Annotated in this window: 21 protein-coding genes; 1 reads left to right on the forward strand and 20 read right to left on the reverse strand. The window is 39.9% G+C overall.

Translation table 11 applies throughout. The features are described from left to right. Nucleotides 1–186 precede the first annotated feature (186 nt). The gene (locus AC13DP_RS20990) at nucleotides 187–822 is read left to right on the forward strand and encodes an N-acetylmuramoyl-L-alanine amidase family protein (RefSeq protein ID WP_067030839.1); all 636 of its coding nucleotides are present in this window, start codon (nucleotides 187–189) and stop codon (nucleotides 820–822) included. A gap of 102 nt (nucleotides 823–924) precedes the next feature. Here AC13DP_RS20990 and AC13DP_RS20995 read toward each other — a convergent pair whose 3' ends face one another. The 20 genes from AC13DP_RS20995 to AC13DP_RS21090 form a co-directional block, all read right to left on the reverse strand. Further along, a complete protein-coding gene (locus tag AC13DP_RS20995; RefSeq protein WP_067030835.1) occupies nucleotides 925–1587 on the reverse strand; it encodes an ATPase in 663 nt (220 codons plus the stop codon). Next, entirely contained in the window at nucleotides 1571–2323 is a 753-nt protein-coding gene (locus tag AC13DP_RS21000) for a hypothetical protein (protein ID WP_067030832.1), read from the reverse strand. The genes AC13DP_RS20995 and AC13DP_RS21000 overlap by 17 nt, the downstream gene beginning before the upstream one ends. 4 nt (nucleotides 2324–2327) lie before the next feature. Beyond that, complete coding sequence (locus tag AC13DP_RS21005) at nucleotides 2328–2612, reverse strand: helix-turn-helix domain-containing protein (protein WP_067030829.1); 285 nt, start codon at nucleotides 2610–2612, stop codon at nucleotides 2328–2330. A gap of 322 nt (nucleotides 2613–2934) precedes the next feature. Next, nucleotides 2935–3762, reverse strand: coding sequence for an RteC domain-containing protein (locus AC13DP_RS21010; RefSeq protein WP_067030826.1), 828 nt, complete (start codon nucleotides 3760–3762; stop codon nucleotides 2935–2937). A 259-nt stretch (nucleotides 3763–4021) separates the two neighbouring features. Further along, nucleotides 4022–4969, reverse strand: coding sequence for a helix-turn-helix domain-containing protein (locus AC13DP_RS21015; RefSeq protein WP_067030823.1), 948 nt, complete (start codon nucleotides 4967–4969; stop codon nucleotides 4022–4024). Further along, the gene (locus tag AC13DP_RS21020) at nucleotides 4969–5553 is read right to left on the reverse strand and encodes a GNAT family N-acetyltransferase (protein WP_067030820.1); all 585 of its coding nucleotides are present in this window, start codon (nucleotides 5551–5553) and stop codon (nucleotides 4969–4971) included. The genes AC13DP_RS21015 and AC13DP_RS21020 overlap by 1 nt, the downstream gene beginning before the upstream one ends. A gap of 409 nt (nucleotides 5554–5962) precedes the next feature. Beyond that, nucleotides 5963–6268 carry a PepSY-like domain-containing protein gene (locus AC13DP_RS21025; RefSeq protein ID WP_166250244.1) on the reverse strand — a complete coding sequence of 102 codons (306 nt, stop codon included), beginning with the start codon at nucleotides 6266–6268 and terminating at the stop codon, nucleotides 5963–5965. Between the two features lie 188 nt (nucleotides 6269–6456). Beyond that, complete coding sequence (locus tag AC13DP_RS21030) at nucleotides 6457–8610, reverse strand: DUF5916 domain-containing protein (protein ID WP_347407190.1); 2154 nt, start codon at nucleotides 8608–8610, stop codon at nucleotides 6457–6459. Nucleotides 8611–8652: 42 nt separating this feature from the next. Continuing rightward, entirely contained in the window at nucleotides 8653–9726 is a 1074-nt protein-coding gene (locus AC13DP_RS21035; RefSeq protein WP_347407191.1) for an efflux RND transporter periplasmic adaptor subunit, read from the reverse strand. Nucleotides 9727–9764: 38 nt separating this feature from the next. Continuing rightward, nucleotides 9765–12902, reverse strand: coding sequence for an efflux RND transporter permease subunit (locus AC13DP_RS21040; RefSeq protein WP_347407192.1), 3138 nt, complete (start codon nucleotides 12900–12902; stop codon nucleotides 9765–9767). 3 nt (nucleotides 12903–12905) lie between these two features. Further along, entirely contained in the window at nucleotides 12906–14279 is a 1374-nt protein-coding gene (locus tag AC13DP_RS21045) for a TolC family protein (RefSeq protein ID WP_347407193.1), read from the reverse strand. A gap of 78 nt (nucleotides 14280–14357) precedes the next feature. Then, entirely contained in the window at nucleotides 14358–15725 is a 1368-nt protein-coding gene (gene chrA, locus AC13DP_RS21050; RefSeq protein ID WP_347407194.1) for a chromate efflux transporter, read from the reverse strand. A 21-nt stretch (nucleotides 15726–15746) separates the two neighbouring features. Further along, complete coding sequence (locus AC13DP_RS21055) at nucleotides 15747–16469, reverse strand: superoxide dismutase (protein WP_347407195.1); 723 nt, start codon at nucleotides 16467–16469, stop codon at nucleotides 15747–15749. 86 nt (nucleotides 16470–16555) lie between these two features. Next, nucleotides 16556–17506 carry a DUF1259 domain-containing protein gene (locus AC13DP_RS21060; RefSeq protein ID WP_166250248.1) on the reverse strand — a complete coding sequence of 317 codons (951 nt, stop codon included), beginning with the start codon at nucleotides 17504–17506 and terminating at the stop codon, nucleotides 16556–16558. Between the two features lie 363 nt (nucleotides 17507–17869). Then, nucleotides 17870–18214 (reverse strand): PepSY-like domain-containing protein, encoded by a 345-nt coding sequence (locus AC13DP_RS21065; RefSeq protein WP_121847520.1) that lies wholly within the window; start codon nucleotides 18212–18214, stop codon nucleotides 17870–17872. 73 nt (nucleotides 18215–18287) lie between these two features. Further along, a complete protein-coding gene (locus tag AC13DP_RS21070) occupies nucleotides 18288–19553 on the reverse strand; it encodes a sensor histidine kinase (protein ID WP_474506005.1) in 1266 nt (421 codons plus the stop codon). Next, entirely contained in the window at nucleotides 19550–20233 is a 684-nt protein-coding gene (locus AC13DP_RS21075) for a response regulator transcription factor (RefSeq protein WP_121847522.1), read from the reverse strand. Before AC13DP_RS21075 ends, AC13DP_RS21070 begins: the two co-directional genes overlap by 4 nt. Nucleotides 20234–20460: 227 nt before the next feature. Continuing rightward, nucleotides 20461–21675 carry a site-specific integrase gene (locus AC13DP_RS21080; RefSeq protein WP_166250249.1) on the reverse strand — a complete coding sequence of 405 codons (1215 nt, stop codon included), beginning with the start codon at nucleotides 21673–21675 and terminating at the stop codon, nucleotides 20461–20463. A gap of 448 nt (nucleotides 21676–22123) precedes the next feature. After that, nucleotides 22124–23896 carry a DUF885 family protein gene (locus AC13DP_RS21085; RefSeq protein ID WP_013073610.1) on the reverse strand — a complete coding sequence of 591 codons (1773 nt, stop codon included), beginning with the start codon at nucleotides 23894–23896 and terminating at the stop codon, nucleotides 22124–22126. A 24-nt stretch (nucleotides 23897–23920) separates the two neighbouring features. Then, entirely contained in the window at nucleotides 23921–25381 is a 1461-nt protein-coding gene (locus AC13DP_RS21090; RefSeq protein WP_483068406.1) for a SusD/RagB family nutrient-binding outer membrane lipoprotein, read from the reverse strand. Nucleotides 25382–25386 lie beyond the last annotated feature (5 nt).

Below are 25386 nucleotides of genomic sequence, written 5' to 3' on the forward strand. Positions count from 1 at the left end.
GAATTGGATTAAAATTTTGGTTCATTTTCGTTATGTGAAATTTACATATATTTGAATATAAATATTTGAAAATCAAATATTTGTGAATAAAATATTATTTGATAGTATTTGGTTTTAGTTGCTATTATTTAGCATCAAATTCTATGAAATTTTGAAGTGGAACTGTTAATAAGAGAAAAATTGAAAATGAAAAAGTGGCTCAAAAACGTCAGTTTTATGATTTTGCTTCTCAAAAGTTGCATCCTTCTGGGTCAGGAATTTGATGCAAAAAAAATTATCGTAATTGACCCTGGTCACGGCGGAAATGATTTGGGTGCAATTGGGGTAAATCAGACAGAAGAAAAGACAATAACCTTGCAAATTTCAAGGTTGATTTCAGAACTGGCCGAGAAAAACCACGACCAGACTGTGGAAATTTATCAAACACGTTATAGTGATACCTTAATTTCATTAAGGGATCGGGCAAGAATGGCGATAGCTTTGAATGCAGATTTATACTTGTCTTTGCATTGCAATCATTCCGATAATCCAAATGCAAGAGGTGTTGAAGTATATGTGTCCAGTCAAAGGTCGAAGTTTTTGGATGAATCGACTTGGCTTGCCTTTCAATTACAAGCTGACTTGAATGAGAAACTGGGTTTTGAAAGTAGAGGCGTAAAGTTTGCCAATTTTCAAGTGCTTCGGGAAACTACGGACTTTATGCCATCCGTTCTATTGGAATTGGGTTTTTTGAGCAATAAAGATGAGAGTCATTATATTTCTGGATATGAAAACCTTAAGCACATTGCGCTCGCTATTTTATCACTATTAAAAATACCTTGATTATGAAAGAACTATTTTTAGAGTTAACAAAGAGCTTAAAGGATATTGTGTTACAATTCATCTCAGAAGTGATTCTGCTATATAAGTCTTTCAGAAATTGAGCTACTTCCTTTTGTCCACAGCTTTTGTATCAAAAGCAATCAAATTAAATAGTTCCCGCATCCGGCTACGGACACGGTTGCCATAGCGTTCTTCGAGTTCTTCGGCATTAAGGTTGGTGGTGGCGTGGGTCTTTATTTTGCGTTTGGTATCAAGGTATAGTTCGTATCGAGAGAGTAATACTTCGCCCATTACATTTAGGCCTTTTCCGTAAAAGCGGCCAGCGGGTTCTACACCTAAATCATCAAAACAATAGAATTTGGTATTACCATATTCCTCAACCGTTTTAAAGCCCAAATGGTTAAAGCTGAAGGTTACATTACGGCAGGGAATCATTTCATAAGGGCGTTGTAAGGGAACGATATGACGCAAGAGTTTCATCAAGCTCGTCTTGCCGCAACCTACGGGTCCAGAAAGCAAGATGCCCTTTTCAATGTCTATTTCAAATTTCTCACAGTTGTCCTTGTCTTTGATAAAATATGAACAAAGCTTCAACAGAATGCCCTTGTCCTCATCATAAATCCTGAACTTTTTACCGAAGAGCAGCTTGCCCTTGGCATTCAAATAAATCAAGATTTTTGGGAAGTCGTATAGTACGCTTTTTCCATCGAATTTGCCCAGCGAATATTCCACGCCGCCTTCGATGATTTTAGAGGGGTTGTCCATAGTCTTTCGATTTAGTGGTTCGCAAGTTGTCCTTGATTTGGGACGGTTGTTTTTTCTTTGGCTTGTTTTCTGACTCAAATAATTCGGTTCTATCCATCCAATTGATGGCTACGGCTCGCCAATCCCTAATCGGTTCGCCATCGCCAGTTTGCCAATCTCGTTCAGCGTAGTGCTGGTAAAACTTTTCAGCTTCAGCTTTACCAAAATTCTTTTCTTCAAAAAAATCAATGACGGCCAGACAGTCCTTTGGCTGTTTTATTAAGTTTTCTTGTTTGATATTGTTTGTATTAGATACCAATGCTTGTCCACCTATGGGACGGTGTTGGTACACCGCCTGTCCATTTTTGGGATGGTGGTGTCCCTCAAGCGGTACACCTCTGGGATAGTACTGTTCCGCAAGCTGTTCCAATATGGGATTGTACTGTCCCGTAGCTGGTTCATCACTTGTCCCTAAAATGGACATCTTGATTTTACTGCCCTTGTATGGATTGTTGGAAGGAAAGTAGGATAGGTATTCCCAAGAATGAAGCTCTGTTATGCACCTGTGGTAAGTTGATTTTGACCCAATCTTGGCCACCCGCATCAATTCTCTTCGATTTACATAGAACTCGTCCATAAAGCGACAGCTGTTCCATTCCTGGAACAGCGCCATATACAGACTGATATGGGTAGGGTTTAGGCGGTCATCAAAATAGAACGTTTCAAAAGCCGCGTTGAGTAGCTTTATATAGTTCATAACATCAGGAATTTAGTCCGTGGTGCACGCGGTTGGCATCCATTACCTTTTGAATTTCTTCGGCATCATAATAGATGATTCCGCCTACCTTAGTGTATGGCAAGGTGCCATTGATGCGAAGGTTTTGAAGTGTTCCCGGACTCACTTGAAGCAAATCCATTACTTCGGAAGATTTTAGATACTTCTTGATTTTTCCAGAAGCCTGTTTGGCTAAAAGACTTTTGATGTCATCGAGCAATTCCATTTTGAATTCCCGAAGGTCGTCTGTGGTGATGATACTTGTCGGCATAATAGAACGATTTTAAAAGAAAAGGACTATCAGAGGTTTATAATTTTTAATGATAGTCCTTAACCCGATTTGACTTTCGTTCTACAAATTTGATATGGATTATTGGATTTTCTTCACCAGTACGACCGTACTACGGTCAAAATTTAACATCTTGAAATTTGGTATGCTTTGGTGCTGTTTGATATAGTTTATGCCGAAATTTATACTCAAATCGAGCTGAATTTTATGGACATTCGCTGAAAACCAAAACACCGTAGGTCAACCGTACTACGGTCTTTTCTTAATATTTTTAATTAGAAGTATAAATGGTTGTTACAAGCTATTATTTCTCGCTTTTATCCATTTCAGAAATAAGGGAAGTGGTCAACTCATCAAGAAACAGGGTTCGGCTTTTTTTTCTGTTTTTGATGTCCTGATAGGTTTTGTAGATGTCTTTTGGCTCAACATCGAAAATCTGGCTTAAATAATCTGAAATTTTAACAATACTCAGACTGTTTTTAGAACCGAGACCTTTAGCGTGAAGCGCATAAATTAATTCCACATAATCTGTATTGCTAAAAGGCCAGTGCAATCGTTTTATGGGGTGTCTTTTCCCATTGAGTGATTTCTTTAGTTGAAAACGTCTTTCATCTAAATACTTCAACAGTTTTTGATAAGCCCTATACTTACCTAATAGCATATCCCGGGGAGTACAAAATTCAGGGTCTTGAAAGTAAAATTTTGAAGTGGTGATATGATAACTATCCAGATAGTCCCTTGTAAAATATTCCTTATCAAAATGAGTGTGGCCAGCGTCGATATAGCGGCCAAAATCGATATTATACAGAAAAAATCGATTGATTTTGTTCACTTTCTTTTTGATGATCTTAAGCTGACTATGCCTGTCTGCCTTGGGGAATTGAAGTTCAAAGGAATGAATCTCGGAAAAATAGATAAGCTCAATAAGCGGTACCTGTTTCGTATGTTTGAAGAATCGGATTTCCGTTGCCATCGTATCAAAGCCCTCTTGTAGAACCTGTTTTTTAAGATTGCTTAAAAGATTACGGCACACCTCGACGGAAAGATATGCCCTTTCCAATATTGAATTATTCTCAGAAGCTATTTCATCTAGTTGTGTTGTTAAGTTTTCCGATAGTACGTCGAGTTTCATCAGCAACCAAGTTGAGGTTTGAAAACATAATTTAAGATTCTAGTGGTTTGGTAATAGTTTTTGAAGTCCCTTAACAAACAAACTGTAGCTTGATGCAACTTGATGCAAAAAGACCCGACTGAATACTGAACGTATTCAAAATCCATTAAAATTAATGAAAAGTACGAGCGTTCTAATGACAAAAAGCCGTAATCTACTACGGATTAATCCGTATTCTACTACGGATTTAACTTACTCGCAAAGTGCCGGAACAAAAATCCTATTTTCTTTTTCCTTTAAACCGTCTTTCAAATTCGCGTCTGTTTTGTACTTCCGCCTTCTTAAAGATGTTTGAAGCGTGTTTAGAAACTGTACCTTCAGCAATAAACAGATAGCTTCCTATTTGTTTATACGATTTGCCTTCGAGTATGAGGTTGGCTACCTCAATTTCCCGTTTGGATAAATCGAGTTTTGAAAAATATTTTAAGATAGCAATATTTTTTGCTTCTCTAGCATCATCGGTATATCCTAACCTGTGCAAGAATTGTTCTTTTTTTAAATCTTGATATATGTTAATACGGATGAGTGCCACGGCAAGAACAAAGTAGCCACCATTTACAGTCAATTGTTCCACTACCTGAAAATCCCCGAGAGCAACTATAATAGGCATAAGCACTATGGATAACAAAGTAAGATAACCAGTGGCAATCCTATCCCTATAAAACCTATTTGTAGCACCCCCTTTTTCCTTATAGAGCTCAATTAACGGTGTGCTGATTTTAACGAGAAATGCAATGGCGACTGCAACAGGAATGAAAATAAATGAATATTTAGCGATACCAATATCTTGCCAGATGATTAGCGGAAGGACAAAAAAGAAAATAAATGCGGAAATGAGAATTATCATTAAATGGCGTAGGGTAAAGAATTTTAAATGACCAATGTCAAATTCAGAATACACATAATATACATAGTACAAGGCTGTGTAGAGACCTACGCCGTAAGCCACGATATATTGAATGCTAAGCGGTATAGGAATATTCGTGTCTGGGAAAATTCCCGAAAAAAAATTATACGATATCAACGAGATTGTGAACCAGATGAAGCGGTTGGTCGACTTACTGTCTCGTTTCTTTAATGAAATAATCACAAAATTCGTAAGCAGTATTAATTGAACCGCTATGATGAAGAACGTGACGATATGCATTTCAGAGCCAAATACCGTCATCAGATTGTGGATTTAGCCCTTCTTCTGAAAAGCATCAGTCGATAGGGTAAACCTGTATCAATATTGGCAAAGTTTTCGAAGCCGTGATTTTCGTAAAAGTTTATATTCCTTTTGGTCGAAGTTTCCAGATGGATATCCTGCCCTTTCTTATCGGCAAATTCAATTATTTCTTTAAGGAGCATACCCCCATAACCTTTTCCGGAGTCAACAGGATTTACTCCGATATACCACAAGTGCATAAATGGCTCATTTGGATGATGCTTTTTGATTAAGGATTCTCGTTTAAGAATAGTCGGCACCCTTCTTAGACCAATAACATTTATGGCCAACTTTAAGTCTTCATAAAAGGACTTGAAACTGAATTTTTTCTTTCGTGGAAAAAGTATTAGCCCAACAGCCTTTCTATTTTCAGAAATAAAAATTTTACCGGTAAGTTCGGCCATTTCGTAGCTGTAGCTCATTAGTGCGGGGATTTTTTCATTATCACCCCCAACTACCAGGTTCACGGATTTGTTCTCTTTGAAGGAACTGGAAAGTATATCAATGACTAAATCCTTATCGTTAAAAATTTCTGGTCTTGGCATTGTATTTTTGGCACATTAAAGTTATCCTGGCTTTTTAGGTAAATGACACACTATCCTTAGAATAAGCTTTTTCAATGATTTAATGAGAGGAAACATTCTCGGATTCGAGAAATTTTATAATCCACTTTTTTTTGTATCAATTTTTGGGTTTTCCTAATTCAAGCCTTCAGAGGTATCTTCGCTTACAAGAATATGATTCGTTATGTTAAGTTCACTATTTTTTAGATTTTTCATTAAATCAAACGTTTGTGTATAATCCCTTTCAGAACAAAAAAGTATAATAGAAGAATGGTAAGAACCAGAAGAATAGATAAAAAATCAACTTCTCTTTGCCGCTACGTGTTATTTGAATCCCTCCTGGTTTTTGATCTTTTCTCTATCGGGTTCTTCTTGCACTCGCTTGATGCTGCTAGTTTTCAGAGGCTATAATCTTTCCTTGTTTGTCGAAGTAGATTTCCAGATGTTTATCGTCAGGACTTTCCACTTCTAATTCATATAAAGTTCCCATGTCGGTTTCCACTTTTTCTACTTCTTCTATTTCCCAGTCCTTGTATTCTGAGCTCTCAAAGGCAGTCTGTACAGACGCCGGTAAGTCAGCATATTCAATTTCCTCTTCGCTGATTTCTTTAAAATTGTGGTTCTTGTTTTCGCAGCTTACTGTTACAGCCACGAATAACAAACAAGCTATTACAAAGCATACATTTTTAAATCGCATAATAATCTTTTTTTTATTTCTTACTAAAACCCATTTCAATGATACAAACCGATTCTGTAGAAATTCGGGATTACAAGGAGAAGATTTATTGTCTCATCTGTGTTGCGAACTTACTTGAATTAACTATTTCAAATAAAATCAATTACCTACATTGTATCACATTAAACAGGTATCTGGTAGTTTTCTTTTTAGATCACAAATCTCCATATCAGTTTGCCCAAAATAGTTGTTCTTTCAAGTGTCCAGCTATTTCCCGAAGTGTCGTAAGCTTGGTTGACGATGAAAAAGAAATCAGCTCCGATAATTGGAATCCATTGCAAACGAAAATTTAGAAGTGCTTCTTCATCTTCACTGTTCCACTGGGAAAATAGGGAGCCGAAAAGATTCGGGTTTACTGCATACTCTATGCGGTTACCGATCAGGTCTGTATCAAAGCTTCCTTCCGGTAAGTCAATCCAGTTTTTTTCGTAGTTAGCAGCGATCTTTAGATAACGGCTTGTTCTCCATGATAGCTCAAAAGCACTTTGGGTACTCTTTCCTTTAAAAAAGTTTCCCCAGTTAAAATACGTATCGAGTGCAAAGTTTCGACCGCTGAAAGTAGCGGCTTGTATTTCCATACGGTTGTACCAATACTCTCCTTCAGGAATGACAATTCCTTCCGTTATCTCAAATGGTTCTCGCAGACCTTCCGCTCTCCTTTGGAGGTTAAACTCAAAGGATTCCCCACTACGTGTTTCAAAGCCTAATGGTCTGATTTCGTAGAAAAATGATTGCAGTTCACCTGTGTCGTCAAAAATGAAGTAATTCATGTCCAACCCTTTAAAACTGAACTGTCGTATCCATTTGAAATGGTTTTTAGGTCGGGGTTTCCATTCAAGTTCAGTATAAAACTCCTGAAAATTTTCCCTGCGCAGAAAACCCACTTCCGGATTGAAGGGGGTGGCACTTCTTTGCCAAGCCATATCAAACTCAACTTTATCGTTGGGATAGCTCAGGTAAATACGGTGAGCATTGGCCCTGGCATCAAAATCATCAGAGTTAATGTTTTGTGTGAATGATGCACCAATATTCAGGTTTTTGTCACCAAATAATTCGGACATACTGTAAAGCCCATATCCTCCGGTTGTGCTATGCCATCGTCCATTTTCGTATTTATTGGCAGATAAAATGCCTATGGAAGATTGTTTCAAGACATCCTGCCTCCAGCTTACAACTGTATAATTGGTAGAGGGTATGCTGTCCCTACTGGCTGTCTGCATGGACAAAGCACCCAACGTAGTATTTCCCATTTTACCCAATACCCTTGCCCCTGCGATTATTGGAACCGTAGAGCGATCTTCGGCTAATCCGATCCGCCTGCTATAAAAAGGGATTATGCGGTTTCCCATACCCATATCAAAATAGTCTTGTCCCTCAAGGAAAAATTCCCTTCGTTCAGGGAAAAACAGTGGAAATCGGGTAAGGTTGATCTGCTGTCTGTCGGCTTCAACCTGTGCAAAATCTGTATTAAAAGTCAGATTCATACGGAGGGTAGGTGTGATAAGGTAATTGATGTCGCCACCGGCATTCAGTTGTCCTTCGTCTTTACCAGGCGTAAATTCGCCACCTCCGATGGTATAAGGTTTGACCTCAATGAATTTTTTACTTACGATACTGTCGAGACTAATTAAAGTGCCAGCTCTGTTCAACAACTCCAGTTCGGAATCACGAGACCAGCCCTGCCATAATAATTGTTCCCTTTTCCTGCGAATATTGCGCTCAAAATTGATACCCCAGGCATGTTGTTCCACGTTCGTTTTAAATTTCAGAGTAGAAAAAGGAATGGCTATTTCCGCGAACCAACCTTCGCTCGTGATTGTAGTTCTGGTATCCCAAACGCCATTCCAGAACAGGTTAAAGGATTTGCCATTGTTGAGAATCTGTGCATCTGCACGGGCGCCATTTGGATTGATTACAAATAGAAATCCATTTCTGTCGTCATTGTAGGTATCTATGATCACCTCAAAGTTGTCTTCTACTCCCCAGTTAAAATCCCGTTTCATTTCACGGGCTACCAGTTTATCCGGTTCCCTGTCGTAACCCCAGAATCCGATATATAGAGTTTTGGCAGTATAGACAATGGCTACTTCTGTCCTTTCTGTTGCCGGTTCCCCAATATTCAGTTCCCGCTGTGTAAAATTGCTAATGCGAACTGCATTTTCCCAGGCGGGTTCATCCATCTTGCCATCAAGTTGAATCGCATCATCTGTATACTTTGCGTAAATTCTATTTGGTAAACTTACCTGGGCTATGCTACATTCTACAATCATGAGTAAACCTATGACAAAGAAAAGTCCTTTCATTATTTACCTAAAATAAAAACCGATTCTGTAGAAATATGGGAACTAATTTACAGGCATACCTTCAGTCATCTCCTCATTGGGCTGCAGAAGGATTTGATCCCCTTCATTAAGTGTGCCAAAAATCTCAACCCTATCTTCATCTTTCATGCCTGTGCTGACTTCTACCCATTTTAGCTTGCCATCCTCTACCTTTCCTACAGCTTTTCTTCGAAGGGTGGTCAAGACAGCACTATGAGGCACCCACAGGCTTCCATCCGGACGTTTAATGCTCAATTGTGCTTCCGCAAAAAGCCCTGCATTCAAATTACCCTTTTGATTGTCCACAAGAAATTCCCACATCTCTGTACGGGTGTCGGGATCAATACTTTTGGCTCGCCTGTAATAATCTGCCTTAAATACTTTTCCCGGAAATGGTGCTACACTAAATGAAGCAGAATCCTCTGCTATGGAACTTCCGGTCAAAGCCTCAGGAACTGGCACCTTCAAACGCAATTTTTGGTTGTTTTCGATTATCAGTAAGGGGTTATTATCTGTATCTCCCACAAGATTTCCGGGATCTGTATTCCTTTGAGTAATAACTCCAGTAAATGGCGACCGGATAGTGAGATAATTCAGGAGTTGCCGTTTAGCTCTTGCGGTAAAATCTAATGCTTTTAGCCGGGTGCTGTCTGACATGGCTTTGTTTTTTGCTTTAATCAGTTCAGATTCTGAAACTGTACCTTGTATTTCGGAAGCTTTTAGCAACCGGGTATACGTATCCTTACTGCTCATATAGTCTGCCCTGGCTGACTCTACATCACTCTGTGCTTCTGAATAGGCTGCCTGAACTTCTGGTGCTTCTATCCTGATTAAGACTTCTCCTTTCATTACTTTATCACCAATGTCTACCCGCACTTCCGTAACATAACCCTGTATTTTAGCATTCAGACCAGCTTTTTCAAAAGCCAATAATTCAGCAGGAAGCATCAGGGTATTTCGGGAGTTATCAAAGTTTAACTTTATAATTTCTGCTTTTTTTGACGACCCGTTTTTGCTTTCCATCTTGTTGTTTTCAACACTATTTGAACAGGCTGAAACTATAGCTGCATATAAAATCGGTATTATATATTTTCTCATTATTCTTGAATTTTAATCTTTTCAGGTTTGATATAAGGTTATTGCTGTTCAAAGTATGTACTCTGCTCGTCATCGGGATCAAGTGACGGACTCTTATAAAGTTTCCTTCCGGAAAGCTGCCAATAGACGGAAGGCAAGATGAATACAGTAGCAAACACGGAGAAGGATAATCCGCCTATCACGGCTATTCCCAAAGGGGCCGTTTGTTCGCCCCCCTCACCCAGTCCTAACGCCATCGGTAACATACCTGCTATCATGGCAATGCTGGTCATGAGTATGGGCCTCAGGCGATCCTTTATCCCCTCCAGATGGGGGTTTTGTCTGTGATCTTTCCGGTACTGCTCTGCTATGGTAACAAATAATATGGCATTGGCCACTGCTACACCTATGGCCATGATACTGCCCATAAAAGATTGAATGTTGAGCGTATTCCCGCTTATCCAAATCAGAAGGAACGAACCAGCTATTACGGCAGGAATAGTGGATAGCACTGCGAAGGAAAGCCGGAATGACTGAAAGTTAGCTGCCAACAACAGAAATATCACGGCTACTGCCAACAAAAGGCCGGTACTCAATTCATCAAAGGTTTGAGAGAGAGGTTCTGCGAGTCCTCTGAATTTAATACTCATCCCCGCGGGGGGTTCACCCATAGCATTTACTTCGTCTTTAAGCGTTTTAATGGCACTTCCCAGGTCTTTGTTATGCAGGTTTCCGGTGATGGTAATGAACCGTTGTTGATTCAGACGGTCGTATTCCCCAATCATGGTAGAAGGTTCCCATTTACTCACATCGCCCACATAGACGGTTTTCCCGTTTTCCGACTTTAAAGGAACTTTTTCGACATCATCGGGTTGATCCACCATATACTGAGGAAATTCTACCTGAACCTGGTATGCATTGCCCGATCCGGCATCCAACCAATAATTGGGCTGGGTGAAACGACTGGAAGAGGTGGAGGCTGTTACAGAGCGGCTAATGTCTTCAATTGTTAAGCCCAACTGGCCTGCCCGGACACGGTCATACTGCAAGTCTATGGAAGGATAATTAAGCGGAATGCCAAATTGCACATCCCGCATAAAAGATACGGCTTGTATCCTGTCCTTTATTTCTTGCGCATATTTACGTGATTCAGAAAGGTTTTTGCCCTGAACGGCTATCTCTACTGATGTGTTGGCCCCCTGGCTCATTACCTGGTCAACCAGGTCAGCTGGCTCGAAGGAGAGTCTCATTTCAGGTATGATTTCTGCTACCTTTTTTCTGATATTTTCTTTAATTTCATCAAGGGGCTTTCCTGTCTGCTGTAGCTTGATCTTTACAACAGCTTCATGTGGCCCACCTGTCCAGAGAAAGATAGTATTGACCGGGTAGCTGGGTGGTTGGATACCGACAAATGCCGATGTGATCTCAACATTTTCTTTACCAACCACTTCGTTTACAACTTCCAGAAACTGCTTTGTTTTCCTTTCCGTATTTTCAATGCGGGTTCCGTCAGGCATTCTTAAACGAACTTGCAACTGCCCGGAATTGACTTTTGGAAATATCTCCGTACCAGTAGACTGCCAGAGTACCGCAAGCATAGCAATAATGGTTATCAGGTAAATACCGATGGCCCACTTGCTCCTGTTTGTGATACCCTTTGTATATCCTACAACCCGGTTTCTAAACTGTTGGAATTTTCCTTCTTTATTTTGAGTAATATGGTCTTTCAGAAACCAATTGGAAAGAATAGGAACCATTGTTTGAGAAAGTAGAAATGAAGCAATCATGGCAAAACCTACCGCCAGTGTAAGCGGTAAGAACATGGCCCTGGGAGTGCCAGTCATAAAAAAGGAAGGAACAAACACGGCAAGAATGCTGGTCAGGATAAGAAGTTTGGGCAATGCAATTTCTTTGCAGGCATCCAGAATGGCACGGCCCTTTTTCTTGCCCATTTCCTGATGTCGGTGGATATTCTCTATTGTCACGGTCGATTCATCCACGAGAATACCTATTGCCAGCGCCAGTCCGCCCAATGTCATGATATTGATCGACTGTCCAGCTAGATAAAGGCACACTACTGCCGATAATATGGCAAGTGGTATGGTAAGAATTACAATGAGCGCACTTCGCCTGTCACCAAGAAACAGCAGTACCATAAGGCCAGTAAGCACTGCTCCAAGAGCTCCCTCAAAGGACAGGTTTTTCAGGGAATTGATTACATAGCCCGACTGATCAAATTCATAGCTCACTTTAATATCGTCCGGCACAGCAGCCTGCATTTCCGGCAGGCTTGCCTTGATGCGTTTCACCACATCCCAGGTTGATGCGCTGGCTCGTTTGGTTACAGGAATGTACACTGAGCGGCTGCCATTGATCAGGGCATATCCTGATGCAACATCAGACCCATTTTGTACTTCAGCTACATCCTTTACATATACCGAGGGCCCGGAGCCCATCTTTAAGGGAATATTGGCCAGTTCCTGGATATTGCTGACCACCGTATTTTGGTTAGCAATCAAAAGTTTGTCCGCAGTTCGGATATTTCCAGCAGGCGAAATGGTATTGTTCTTGGCAATAGCCATGACAAGTTCATCCGGACTGATATTATAACTGCGCAGTTTGGAAGGGTCTGCCTTAATAAGTACAGTACGCTGGTTTCCTCCAAAAGGCGGAGGAGCGGATACGCCCGGTATTGAAGCGAATTTTGGACGTACCTTAAAGAGTGCCAGATCCTGTATTTCCCCCAATGACCTGGTTTCACTGCTGAAAACAAGTTGGCCCACCGGAGCACCTCCTCCGTCAAACCGTGTGATAAAAGGTGGTACCGTACCCGGAGGCATAAAAGCCCTGGATCTGTTGACCTGGGCTACCACTTCCGCCAAAGCCTGAGACATGTCTGTGCCCTCATGAAAAATAAGCTTCATCAAGGATACGCCCTGGATCGTTTTGCTTTCCACTTCCTTTATCCCATTGATATATAGAAAATGGTACTCGTAATAGGAAGTCATAAATCCTTCGATTTGATTAGGAGCAAGACCTCCGTATGTTTGGGCCACATAAATGGTAGGGGTACCTAATTTGGGGAATATATCAACCGACATGTTCCGGATGGATAGTACCGCAAAAAACACGATGGCCAAAAGGGCTACCATGACGGTTAAGGGTTTTCGCAGTGCAGATATTATTAGTTTGATCATCTCCTATAATTGATTTAAGAATATTTCCAGATTACCATTGACAGCAGCTGTATACAATAGTGCTTTCCAGGCTTCCCAATAGGATTTTCGTAGTTCTATTTCCGCAGTAATCAGTTCGTTTTGGGATTCAATCAGTTCCGTAAAGCTCACCAACCCGGCCTGATATCGGGATTGTACGGTTTCGTAAGCAAAACGAGCATCCTGAACCTGGAATGGGGTTTCCTGTGCAATGGCCATAGCTGTCTGTAATGACTGATCTGCTATGGATTTTTGTTTATTGAGGGCCAGTCTGACTTCTTCAAGTTGCTGTTGATCGGCTTCAGCTTCCCATTCCTTGGCTTTCCAATGAGTTTTGTATCGGCTGATTTGGGTCAGCGGCATAGTCAATTGTAAACCGAGGCCATAATTGAACCGGGTCAGATTAAATCCATCAGTAGGGTTGTTAACAAAAGTGTTGCCGTTGTTATCAAGCTGAACCCCGGAACCTCTACCATAGGCAGTACCCCATAGGCTTAATGTGGGTAACCAGCTTAATTTTTCAGCTCTAAATTGATATTGAGAGGCATTCCATTGGGCTATGGCCAGCTTTTCCTTTGGATGAATCACCCCTGAAACTCCCGGAGACTTTGGAAGTACTTTAAAAAAGGTAGAATCCGCCAGGTTTTCTGGCAAATCAGCCGCAATTAACTCAGACAGTTTCTCTTTATATTCATGAATGGTATTGTGTTGTTGCAGTATATTGATTTTCACTTTGGAAAGCTCCGTCCGAAATCGTGCAGTATCCACTCCTGAAACCAACCCTGAATTAGCCAGGGCTACAGCCTGTTCGTAATTTGATCTCGATCTTTCCTGATCACTTTCCAGTAGATCAAGAATTTGTATAGCAAGGAGGTAATCCAGATAGGTACTCGATAGTTGAACGCTATGCTCTAAAAGTGTAAGATCCTTTATGGAAGTGCTGGCCTCATGGGTGCTTTCCGCTGCCTTTATCTCATTATTTCTTCTTCCGAAAGTGTAGGGTTCCCATTTCATTAGTAAACCCGAAGCTGACCCCCAAACCATATCATTTAGATTCGTGGATGATGGAGGTCCGCTTACTGGCAGAATGTGTTCGGGATTAAACATCCCTGTGAGATTGTTATATGTAGAATAATTGGCCTGAACAGAAACATTAACATTGGGTATTACAGTCCGCCTGACGGATTTTACATTCTCTTCAGATGCCTTTTCAAGTGCCGCTGAGGCAAGAATTGCCGGATAGTTTTTAGTGGCTGTATCCAACAACTGTTTTAAGGGAACTTGCGTTTGAGAACGTACATTTGTCCAGGTAACTGCCAGAATAGATACCAGTAGGATAAACTTAAATATTCGGTTCATGATCAATCATTAATGTAATTCTTCACAAGACTATAACCAAATTCTGTAGAAATATGGGAACAGAAATATCCCGCTATTTTAAAAAAGGAAATAATAAAGGATACCGCATACCACACTGATTAGTATGGTTTTAAGCATATCCCATTTGAGAACGAAATATGTAAAAGCCGCTATTAGTCCGATCACCAATGAAGGGATGTTTATTGTTTCCCATTCCGGAATTAACCATCTTATTCCAAGTGAATGGCTTTCGTTCACTTTCCCAAACAGTGTATGGATGGTAAACCAAACACCCAGATTGAGAACAACACCTACAACCGCAGCTGTAATTCCTGACAAGGCAGTAGTCAGGTTTTTATTACCTCTAAGGTATTCAATATAGGGTGCACCAGTAAATATGAATAGGAAGCAAGGGACAAAAGTAGTCCAGGTCACTAACAAAGAAGCTAAGATTCCAGCCAGTAAAGGATCCATAGTACCCGCAAAACGGTAAGCCCCCATAAATCCTACAAATTGCACGACTTGTATGAGCGGGCCGGGTGTGGCTTCTGCCATGCCCAGACCATCCAGCATTTCTCCGCTTTTCAGCCAGCCGTAATCTTCCACTGCTTTTTGAGCTATGTAGGCAAGAACAGAGTAGGCTCCTCCAAAAGTAACCACTGCCGTTTTGCTAAAAAACACTCCTTCGCTAAAGAAGATGGAATCAACGCCAACCCATAATGCGGTTAAAATTAACGGCAATGCCCACAAAGAGAGGTACAATAAAATTGTTTGAAGGGTCTTCTTGAATGAGGGTTTGACCTGCTGAATATGGCTGTCAATCAAGTAATCATTTTCCTGCTCTGTTTTATCCGCATGTCCTTTAATGACGTGAAACTTATCCTCCCAAAATTTGCCTCCAAGAAATCCTGTTATCCCTGCCGCAAGGACAATGTATGGAAAGTCTACCTTAAAAAAGAAGATGGCAACAAATGCCAAGACGGCCATAAATACCATTACTTCATTTTTGAGGGCTTTCTTGCCTATTTTTATAACTGCGCCAATTACAATGGCCAGCACTGCTGGTTTGATGCCGAAAAATATAGCGTCAACGATAGCCACATCCCTGTAAGCGGCATAAAGAATGCTCAGAACCAGTATAGATATAAACCCTGGTAGGATAAACAGAAGTCCGGCAACCAGTCCTCCTTTCGTTTTATGCAGCAGCCAGCCAATGTATGTAGCCAGTTGCTGCGCTTCCGGGCCCGGCAGCAACATACAATAATTCAGCGCATGCAAAAAGCGGTTTTCACTGATCCATTTCTTTTCTTCCACCAGTATTTTGTGCATAACCGCAATTTGCCCCGCAGGACCGCCAAAACTATGAATGGCGACCTTTACCCAAACCTTCAGTGCCTCACTGAAGGGTAACACCCGGTTTTTAGAGGTATTTGATACACTGGACATTGCCTTTGACGATATTAGTTCTTAGTTAATCTTTTTAGCATTTGCAAAACGCTCTGCTACATTATCCCAGTTAATGATTTCCATTATTGTGTCAACAAAATCACCTCTTTTGTTTTTATGCTTTAAATAATAGGCGTGTTCCCAAACGTCTATTACCAAAATCGGGATTACACCCCACTGGGTAAGCTTTTGATGATTTTCACACTGGAGAAGTGTGAGGGATTGTGAATAAGGCTGGTAACCTAAAATTCCCCAACCACTGCCTTCTACACTTTTAGAAACTTTTGCTATGTAGGACTTGAGTTTATCAAATGAACCAAAGTCCTTTTCTATTTGCTTTAGAAGCTCTGCCTTGGGCTCGCTTTTCTTGTTTGTGAGATTTGTCCAAAAAATAGTGTGTAGTACGTGGCTTGAAAAATGATAGGACAATTTCCTGGTCCACAAATCGACACTATCCATTTCACCGGAGTCGAGATTTTTCTTGATATTTTCCAAATCCTTATTGGCACCTTTGACTGCACCACCGTGGTGAAATTCATAATGCAAGTGCAAGGTCTCTTCGTCCATATAAGGCTCTAAAAAGGTCTTCTTATATGGTAACGGCTTTTGGATAAAGTTTCCGTTGCTGTCTACCAGTTTGTCAATACTTGCTTCATTAACACTTTGGGAAAAAACATTGTTTATAGGAAGAATGGTTGCTCCTCCAAGAATTGCTGAATTTTTTATAAATTCTTTTCTGTCCATTTTTCTGATTTTTTTATTTAAATTCGTTACTTTCAATTGTAAGATGCCGAATAAGAAAGGCAAATGAAACCGGTGCCGGTGTAAATTTATTCCGCATTAATTACTCCCGTTTTGTCCAAAGCCTCTCTTAATCCTATTGCTAATTTTTCGGCTGATCCAATTCCCCAATAATGAAGAAAGAAAATTCTTGGATCCTCGTGCACCATGTGATTATGTACCGCTACCACTTCAATGTCATTCTCAATAAGTGCTTTGATAACCGGAGCTACTTCATCTGACAGCATAGTAAAATCACCGGCTACTGCTGCTTTTTCAGGTGTGCCCTGCCAACTTGCCCAAGTGTTGAACCCCATGAATGTGCTAACAGGAGCTCCGTGTTCCGTCAGCTTTACATCGGGTCGGCCAATGGTGATTTTATACACCCCATTGGTCATAGTCCCGCTATGCCCTAAGATGCTGTCAATCCTTTTGGTGTCCAGCGTGTTCTCCACCGACGACATTTCTACGGCGGACGGGTCTGCTCCCCTAATTTCCGTTACCTTATCAAAAATAGCTTTTAAACTTTTGGCCAATTTTTCTTCGCTTCCCATACCACCGATATGCATGTACATTACATCTGGCTCGTTCCTTACAAAATGGTTGTGGATCGCCGTAACCGTCAATCCCTGTTGGATTATTTCCTGTTGTACCGGTTTCAGGTCTTTTTCCGTAACCACTATATCGCCCATAACCATAGTTTGTGCCGAGGTTGGTGCAAAAGCAGCCCAACTGCCCAATCCCATCGGGGGAATAATCTTAAAACCATCAACCATTACATTCAGGTCGTTTTGCGGAATGGTAACTTTAAATTGCCCACCTTCTTCCTTTCCTTCCATCCCAAGTCCGGATTTTAAGGTTCCAATATCCATCGCCTTTAATTCATTATTGTTTTTTAAAGGTTTTTCAGCCGATTCTTTTGAATCATCTTTCTTGTTAGGTTGCTCACAACCAAAAGAAATTAGCATCAACGCTAATACAAAAATCCATATTTTTTTCATAGTTCAGTTTTTGTAAAATATATATTCAGTTATTTTCAATTCTATAGTTTAGTTTCAAAATAAGATACCAAATTGAAAAGCAAATGAGACTGATGTTGCCAATTTATTACCAAAACGGACAGGAATGCGGGTAACAAGAAAATACGTACCTTTCTTTGCCTGATTACGGATCATGAAATAATAGCCCATTAACCTTTGACGCACCATCTTCCGCACGAAGAAAAGGAACGAACTCAAGGCTAAACCAATTTTTCCCATTAACATTAAAAAATTGGGAGATGCACAAGTCCAAAATCATTCTTTCTGGCATCTCCCAACTTATATGATCATTAAAAAATCAACTAGACTATCTTCATCCAAATTTTATCGATGATCGTCATCGCCGTCCGAGTGGCTTTCCTCCCTTTTAAGCACCAGTTCTCCTTTGGGGCTAAAATAGAGTTCATAATACGTCTCATCCTCGTTCTCGACCTCAAGTTCATACATAGTTCCCTTATCGGTCTCGACCTTTTCCACCTCTTCAATTTCCCATTTGGCATAATCGGAATTCTTAAAGGCATCCTGTACGGCCTTTGGAAGATTGGAGAACTCAATGGCCTCTTCACTTAGCTCTTTTATTTCGGATTGTGCCGTAGCCGTGAACATTCCGCCACCAATAAATAGTAGGGATAACAGCAAAATGCGAAAAAATTTCTTATTTGTATTCATAGCATTAAAATTTAAAGATTAACATTTAACTCATACCAAATGTAAAAACTGAATCTGTAGAAATTTGGGATTGTCAAAAATCGACGGTGAATGTGTGAAGCGCATTTTTGTGACTGTACGTTAACCTCCAATTGCCCTTATCGGCAATCTTGTGTGCAATGGCCAACCCAAGGCCCCACGAATCTGGATTGTTGGAAGATTTATAGAACCGTTGGAACAATTTTTCCTTGTCAACCCCCTTTTCGCTACCGGTGTTGGTAATAACCAATCGTTTCCCGTCCAGGTTTATGATTACTTTTCCATCTTTCACGTTGTGCAGGAAGGCGTTTTTGAGCAGGTTTTGGATGAGAATCTCGATAAGCAACCTGTTTCCCTGGACAATTGCCTCATTCCTGATATCGATCTCTGTCCTAATGTTTAAGGCTTCCTTCTGCTCCTCATAAAATTCCAGCGACCTACCTATTATTCCATCAACATTTACCTCTTCCGTTGTTAGGAACTGGTCATTCTCTATTTTCGCAAGCAGCAACAGGGTTTTGTTCAGTTTTTTCAGCCTTTGTGTGGAACCGATGATACCTTCCAGGATGTCAGACTGCTTTTCGGAGAGCTGTGTTTGGCCTATAAGTGCTTCCAGTTTTGACTGGATTATGGACAGAGGGGTCTGCATTTCGTGGGAAGCGTCCCCGACAAACTGTTTTTGGTTATCAAAGACCTCCTTGTTTTTCCGAGTCAGTTCGGTCATCACATTATTTAATAGCTGAAATTCTTCAATTTTGGAATTTGGGAATACTGGTGTATTTGCATTGCCAAGATTATAATTTTTGAGCTTGTCAAGCATAGTATAAAAGGGCTGCCATATTCTTCGAGAAAGCATTCTGTTTGAGAGGTAAAAACAGAAAGCAAGTCCAAAAAATAGCCCTCCTAGCGTAATAGCAATCGTACCAATGATTTCAGTTGCTTCCAGGTGAGGCTTCACAATTTCCAGTTTGTAGTAACCATCGTTTAGCCTCACAAAAGATATTAGCTTTCGGTACTCATCCAGTTCGGCATCCATCGGCTCATAGATCAATGTGTCGGCATAGCTTTCTTTTCCGCTCCGAAAGGCACTAATTTCTATTGGGTAAAATGTAAAATCATCCAGTGGGTTATCCTTCGCTATGGATATTTCTGGATGCTCTTCGAGATAGGCGAGCAAGTTCATTTTACGGTTATATAAAACCTCATCCACGTTTTGAAGCACATTCCAGCTTAGTACCAAATAAAACAAGGTCGAGAATATCCCAAACAGTAAAAGGAATGCGAATAATTGGATTCGGGTCGTATAAGAAAGCAGCTTCATATTGTTTTTATTTGGTATCCCACACCGTAAATATTGGTTATTTCCACGTTGGCACCTGCTTCCTTTAGCTTGCGTCTCAAATTTCTGATTTGTGAAAACAAAAAATCAAAACTCTGTACCTCATCTACGTAATCGCCCCAGATATATTCTGCCAAAGAAACCTTGGTGATCACCCGTTTGTGATTGTTGATCAAGTGGGTAAGGATAGCATATTCTTTCTTTGTTAGAGAAAGTGGGCTTTCGAGATTATCAATTCCAACTATGTACTGATCTGGTTCTATTACCAGATTAGCATAGTGAACCAATCTATTTGTCTTGAATTGTTTTCTCCTTATAATTGCCTTTATACGGGCATTCAACTCGGAAAAGTAAAATGGTTTGGTCAGGTAATCATCAGCTCCTAACCCCAAGCCTTTTAATTTATCGTCCAGGGAATTACGGGCAGAAAGGATGATTACCCCATCGGACTTATCATCCTTATGGAGAACCTCTAGCAAATGGAAACCATTACCATCTGGAAGATTAATGTCCAAAATAATACAGTCATAATCATAAAGACCGATGCGCTCCAGACCTTCGGAGAGATTACAGGCGACATCACAAAAATACCCCTCTTCCGCGGCGAATTCTTCGAGGCTTTTTAGCATTTCAGGTTCATCTTCTATAATGAGCAGTTTCATGTTTTCAAAATACGGAATTAAATCTGTAGAAATTTTGTATTATGTTTTAACTGACAACTACGATAAATAGTAAAATTATTAAATCTGTTTTTTTCGCTTTTTACCAGTACATTTTTCGAATTGATTGGGAAAACCTTAAAAAATTTGTGATTAATATTAACCCTAAAATAATTTTTAATAATTAGATTCAACCCGAAGATTTTTAAGGGTCAATCAATCAGTTTATTTTAAAAATTCACTACACTTTCAAGAGCGTCATCAGCATCTTTGTGAATAAAATTTGCTTGGTAGTTGATCGTGGTTTTCAAATCGCTATGTCGATATAATTTTTGAAGCATAAGCGGGTGGATGCTATCGCCTGCAATATTGCCAAAGGAATGTCTGGCAATATGCATCGTTACTTTTTTCTGAATGCTTGCTCTTTTCGTAATTTTTTTTAGGTGGTCGTTGAATTTTTTGTTTGCTACCTTTTTCTTGCGGTAAATATCTTTCGCATCAGTTAAGTCTGCCTTTTTCATTTCTGGAAAGACAAAATCATCATCATTTACTTTGTCATCAATATATTGCAATAATATTCTTTCAACCTTAGCTGGAATCTTTAAGGACAATAACTTTGAGTTCTTGCTCATCCTGTAATGCAATCGCCCATCATAAATTTGGGACCACCTTATGAATAAGACGTCTGAAACTCTCATTCCTGCAAAATAGAAGCTAAACAACCAAATGTTCAAAGAATGCCTTTCCATATCAGTAAGCTCAGAAACATTTTCCAAAGCTTTTATCTCTTTACCAGATAGCCCTGTTTTGTTGGTTTCTGGAAACTTGATTTTAAATTTGCCCTTGCCAAAGGGATATATTTCTTTACTCACAACCTTGTCGCGAATAGCTCTGTTAAACAATAACCTTATTAAAACCATCACATTCATAGCTGTGGTTTCAGTTAATGAACAAGAACCTTTTAAATGAATTTTGAACTTTTTGAGAAATCGCTCATCAATTTCTTGGAAAGTAAGATGCCGGCCAGAGCTATACTTTTCTATATAACTCACCCAAGCTGAATCTGTAGAGTGGCGATTGATTTTCTTTTCAGCCTCTAAGGCTTCAAGATGCTCGTCAGCAAAATCAAAAAAAGTTAAGCTCGAAGTTGGCTTATATATTTCTTTTTTGATTTGTCGAGCAGTAGCAGCTTTATTATCAGTCTGTAGTGCAATAAGCCCTTTTCTGGCTTCGGATAGTTTGAAAGCTATCAAATTGTTCAGGCTTTCAGCTTCAGAATGCGATTTTTTTACCTTTAGATTTTTAGAGTCCCAATCCTCTAATTCAATATAATGGCCTATATGTTTGTAAGTTGAACGACGGTCTTTGGTTATTCTAATTGCAAGCGGATAAAGCCCTTTTGCGTTAGGCTTTTTGCGAAGAATTATTTTTGCACTCGTTGACATTTTGAACCTGGTTTAGATACGAAAGCCAAATCAGGTACAACATTTTGTCAAAAACTCACTCTAAAGATACTACTTTATTGGAACTTTTGGGTACAACATAGGTACAACAAATGTTGAAATCAACTGATATTAATTGACTTTAAATAAAATGATGGAAAACATAAACCATTGAAAATGAGTAAATTTATGTTTTATTAGTGCAATATATACCAGACTTAGGATCTAGTGCCGCGAGGTGTGAGAGTTCGAGTCTCTCCGCCCGCACAGGTTAAAAGCCTCTTGTAATGAGAGGCTTTTTTTATGCGCTAATTTTAAGATGTGCAGTTAAAGATAAATCGAGTTTGATTTCAGTACAGGGGCTAATACAAAAAATAACCCGGAAAATTGTTTAGATCACATAAACAATATTCCGGGTTGGTTTAATTAAGCATTTTTGATTATTAATAGCTTAGTCGATCGAATCGTAGAATTGCCAGGAGGTTTTAAAATTTTCCTTAAGCTCCTGATCGGTTAAGATCGCTCTTATCATTTCTATTGGCATAGAATTAAGTCTCATGATTTTATCGTGAAATTCTTTATTGGTCATTTTACCTGTTTTTACCAGCTCTTCTCTAAGGGCATAAAATTGTCTGCCACCGGTTAGATAAGCTAACTGATATAATGGGGGGTAACTTCCAATAAAAGAGCGTCGTACTTCTCCTTCAGCATTCGCAGGCTCAAAGCCTACACGGTCTATCAGAAAATCAATACATTGCTGGGGAGTCCATTTTCCTAAATGATAGTTTAAGGAGAAGATAATCCGGGCGCAACGGTGCATATGCCAAAATAGCATTCCAATACGGTCTTCCGGGCCACTTGGAAAGCCTTCATCCCAAAGTAATAATTCCCAATAAAGAGACCAACCTTCTGTCCAAAATGGGGTGCGATAGTTTCTATAGGTTCTGTAGCGGTTGTTCATAAAGCCTTCTAAATTGTGACCGGCAATTAATTCGTGATGAACAGTAGCTTTGGAAAAATGCGGATTGTTACCACGCATACTCATCATTTTTTGCTCATAGGTCATTCCGCTGGTGGGATAAGAAATGGTGATGTTGGTGCCGCCGGTAAAAAATGGATTAACCAATTGTCTTTCTGGAGACATCATTTGCATGCCCCAGGTTTCTTCGGCTAACGGCGGTACGCTAATAAGGTCTTTTTCTTTTAAGAATGCAATAGATTCATTGTAAAGCTTTAACATGGCTTCAGGCTGCAGTCCTGGAGCTACATAAGCATTTTTAACTTTTTCCTGTGCAGCTTTCCAGTCTTTTCCAAATCCCATTTCTTCTGCCGCTTTTAAAAGTGCAGCATCGCACCAGGCAAACTCTTTATTAGCAATTTCTATAAGTTCTTCAGGAGTGTATGGGATCATTTCGTATTCTAACTGTTTTACCAGTTCATTTCTTCCCACGGGATAACCAATAATACCACTTTTATCAACAGGACGTTTGTTTTCTAATTTAGCTTCAAAAGTAGTTTTAAACGTTGCTAAGCTGGAATCTAAAGCTTTGTAAGTAGTAGGAACCCACCAGGTAAACATGGGGTCGTAATTATTATAAAATGAAAAAACATTTGCCGCTGAATTTTTTAGGTCTTCGATGACTAAAACGGCTTCCTGAACCTGGTCTTTGTCTAACGATTGTTCTTCTTTTAAAAGGGGAAGTAAAGAGTCTATTTGTTTTGCTGAAGCATTCCAGTTTTTGGCAACTTCTTTAGCATCTAATTGATAGCCTCTTCGTCTTCGTTTTAGATATTGATAGATGTTTTCTGAAAACGGAAACCAGCTTTTAACTTCTGTATAAATCTTAGCATGTTTTTTGGCTTCATTAATCTCATGCTTAAGGTCACGTTTAAATAAAATATAATCTACTTTACATTCTTGCGGAAGTTCACTAAAGTTGATTTTATCTAATTCAGCCAGATATTTTTCATTTAGGACTATAATGCGATCGCGTCTTTCTTGAGACCCACCTGAATCTGAAATTCTTCCCCATCGATAAGCGTTTGAGGGAGAGTAATAGCGTACCAGGTCACCCATGTCTGCCTGATGATTGGTCATTAGCATGGGCATTACCTGGCAGGGTACAAAACTATCGTCCTGAGCTAGTGCTTTTTGGCAGCAGAGTGTAAGGACAGAGATAATTAAAGCATAAAGAAAGCTTTTTGTTTTTTTGAATTTGTACATGCTTAAAGATTTAGCAATTTCGAATTAGTTTTTGTTATCCCAGGTGGTCCCTTTGTTAAACCAATCGGGTTGGCCAACAGCGCGAACGTTTGGATTTCGCTCTATTTCATTTAATGGATAAGGAAATCTTCTGGCGAAAGTGGTACTGGCGTTGGTATTTTGTATCATATATTCAAAATCAAATTCTGGGTAACCGGTCCTTACATAATCAAAATAGGTTTCCCCGGTTCTAAAGATGTTTGATAGGTATTTTTGCTGAATGATCAGCTGTTGAGCGTCTTCAAGATTTGTTGGCATATCTAAAGAAGGTTGTGCATTATAGCTTATAATTTGTTCTTGGGGTACTTCCATATATTCCATATCGGCACGATTTCCTTCTTTCATAGCGATCTCAGCTAACTCCCATTCGTTTCTGAAGGCATAGGCTTCAGCTTCTAAAAATTTAGATTCAGAATAAAGCATGATATGATCTGGGTATGACATAGAAAGGTAATCGAATCTGTAATGGCTTGGTCTATTCCCTGCCTGAACTGCTGCACCTGCAAAATGACCCATATAGCCATTCGGATCGGCCTCTGCATTGGTAAACATTATCGGCCTTCTGGGATCTTCATATGCATTCATCATATCGATAAGAAAGTTTCCCGGAGTCAATCCACGACCACCACTATAAGCTCTGGTCATATAATTATAGAGTGGGTTGGCGTTTGCCAGATCTTCAAGGTGTCGCCACATTACATTATCTTCATTAGAAGTCATTCCTTTTTCCAGATAAGAAAGGATTGCAGAGATTTGCGCATCCTGGTCTACTCCCGGGGCATAAATTCTTCTCATAGCCTGTCTGGCTTTTAAAGAATATGCAAAACGCACCCAACGATCAATATCACCGTTTAGCATATAATCATCCTGTCCCGGTAAAAGTTCACCACCATCGGTGTTTTTAAAAAGGTTAATAGCTTCATCTAAGAGAGCATTGGCGTGGGCATATAATTCTTCCTGAGTCGCCAGTTCTGGTTGCTGATTTTCTAAACCGGTCATGGCCTGTTCTAAGGGTGCCTGGTCATAAACATCGGCGATATAAAACCAATGATGTGCAGCAATAACTCCTGCGATTCCCTGATAATACGTATTACCGTTTTGTTCAGCAAAATCATGAAGTTCTACCGCGTGTTTTAAAGAATAAGAGTAGGAGTTCCAAACTTCGTTTCCAAAGCCCGGGTCTACATTTACAATGGCATTAGAACCTTCTATAGCAAACCAGGACAACCATGTTGGATAACCATACCAGGTCTCGAATTTTTCGTTGGCCGTTTCAACCCATTCGGCCTCTATTCCAATAAGCATTATATCTTCAGTTATCGCTGGCCCGGCAGTAATATTGTCGGGATCGGTATCGATATCTGTCCAGGATTCGCAACCAGTTATAAAAAAGGTGCTAAAAATTATTAAAAATCGAATTTTATATAGTTGTTGTATCTTGTTCATAATTC

It is taken from the genome of Zunongwangia sp. L-65 (assembly GCF_056859415.1).

Excerpts from the sequence above, each read along its gene's own strand:
- AC13DP_RS21080 (WP_166250249.1), bottom strand. The coding sequence starts at position 21,675 with ATGTCAACGAGTGCAAAAATAATTCTTCGCAAAAAGCCTAACGCAAAA.
- AC13DP_RS21015 (WP_067030823.1), bottom strand. The coding sequence starts at position 4,969 with ATGACGGTATTTGGCTCTGAAATGCATATCGTCACGTTCTTCATCATA.
- AC13DP_RS20995 (WP_067030835.1), bottom strand. The coding sequence starts at position 1,587 with ATGGACAACCCCTCTAAAATCATCGAAGGCGGCGTGGAATATTCGCTG.
- AC13DP_RS21060 (WP_166250248.1), bottom strand. The coding sequence starts at position 17,506 with ATGAAAAAAATATGGATTTTTGTATTAGCGTTGATGCTAATTTCTTTT.
- AC13DP_RS21065 (WP_121847520.1), bottom strand. The coding sequence starts at position 18,214 with ATGAATACAAATAAGAAATTTTTTCGCATTTTGCTGTTATCCCTACTA.
- AC13DP_RS21040 (WP_347407192.1), bottom strand. The coding sequence starts at position 12,902 with ATGATCAAACTAATAATATCTGCACTGCGAAAACCCTTAACCGTCATG.
- AC13DP_RS21075 (WP_121847522.1), bottom strand. The coding sequence starts at position 20,233 with ATGAAACTGCTCATTATAGAAGATGAACCTGAAATGCTAAAAAGCCTC.
- AC13DP_RS21030 (WP_347407190.1), bottom strand. The coding sequence starts at position 8,610 with ATGAAAGGACTTTTCTTTGTCATAGGTTTACTCATGATTGTAGAATGT.
- AC13DP_RS21055 (WP_347407195.1), bottom strand. The coding sequence starts at position 16,469 with ATGGACAGAAAAGAATTTATAAAAAATTCAGCAATTCTTGGAGGAGCA.
- AC13DP_RS21005 (WP_067030829.1), bottom strand. The coding sequence starts at position 2,612 with ATGCCGACAAGTATCATCACCACAGACGACCTTCGGGAATTCAAAATG.
- chrA (WP_347407194.1), bottom strand. The coding sequence starts at position 15,725 with ATGTCCAGTGTATCAAATACCTCTAAAAACCGGGTGTTACCCTTCAGT.
- AC13DP_RS21070 (WP_474506005.1), bottom strand. The coding sequence starts at position 19,553 with ATGAAGCTGCTTTCTTATACGACCCGAATCCAATTATTCGCATTCCTT.
- AC13DP_RS21090 (WP_483068406.1), bottom strand. The coding sequence starts at position 25,381 with ATGAACAAGATACAACAACTATATAAAATTCGATTTTTAATAATTTTT.
- AC13DP_RS21010 (WP_067030826.1), bottom strand. The coding sequence starts at position 3,762 with ATGAAACTCGACGTACTATCGGAAAACTTAACAACACAACTAGATGAA.
- AC13DP_RS21000 (WP_067030832.1), bottom strand. The coding sequence starts at position 2,323 with ATGAACTATATAAAGCTACTCAACGCGGCTTTTGAAACGTTCTATTTT.
- AC13DP_RS21020 (WP_067030820.1), bottom strand. The coding sequence starts at position 5,553 with ATGCCAAGACCAGAAATTTTTAACGATAAGGATTTAGTCATTGATATA.
- AC13DP_RS21025 (WP_166250244.1), bottom strand. The coding sequence starts at position 6,268 with ATGCGATTTAAAAATGTATGCTTTGTAATAGCTTGTTTGTTATTCGTG.
- AC13DP_RS20990 (WP_067030839.1), top strand. The coding sequence starts at position 187 with ATGAAAAAGTGGCTCAAAAACGTCAGTTTTATGATTTTGCTTCTCAAA.
- AC13DP_RS21085 (WP_013073610.1), bottom strand. The coding sequence starts at position 23,896 with ATGTACAAATTCAAAAAAACAAAAAGCTTTCTTTATGCTTTAATTATC.
- AC13DP_RS21045 (WP_347407193.1), bottom strand. The coding sequence starts at position 14,279 with ATGAACCGAATATTTAAGTTTATCCTACTGGTATCTATTCTGGCAGTT.
- AC13DP_RS21035 (WP_347407191.1), bottom strand. The coding sequence starts at position 9,726 with ATGAGAAAATATATAATACCGATTTTATATGCAGCTATAGTTTCAGCC.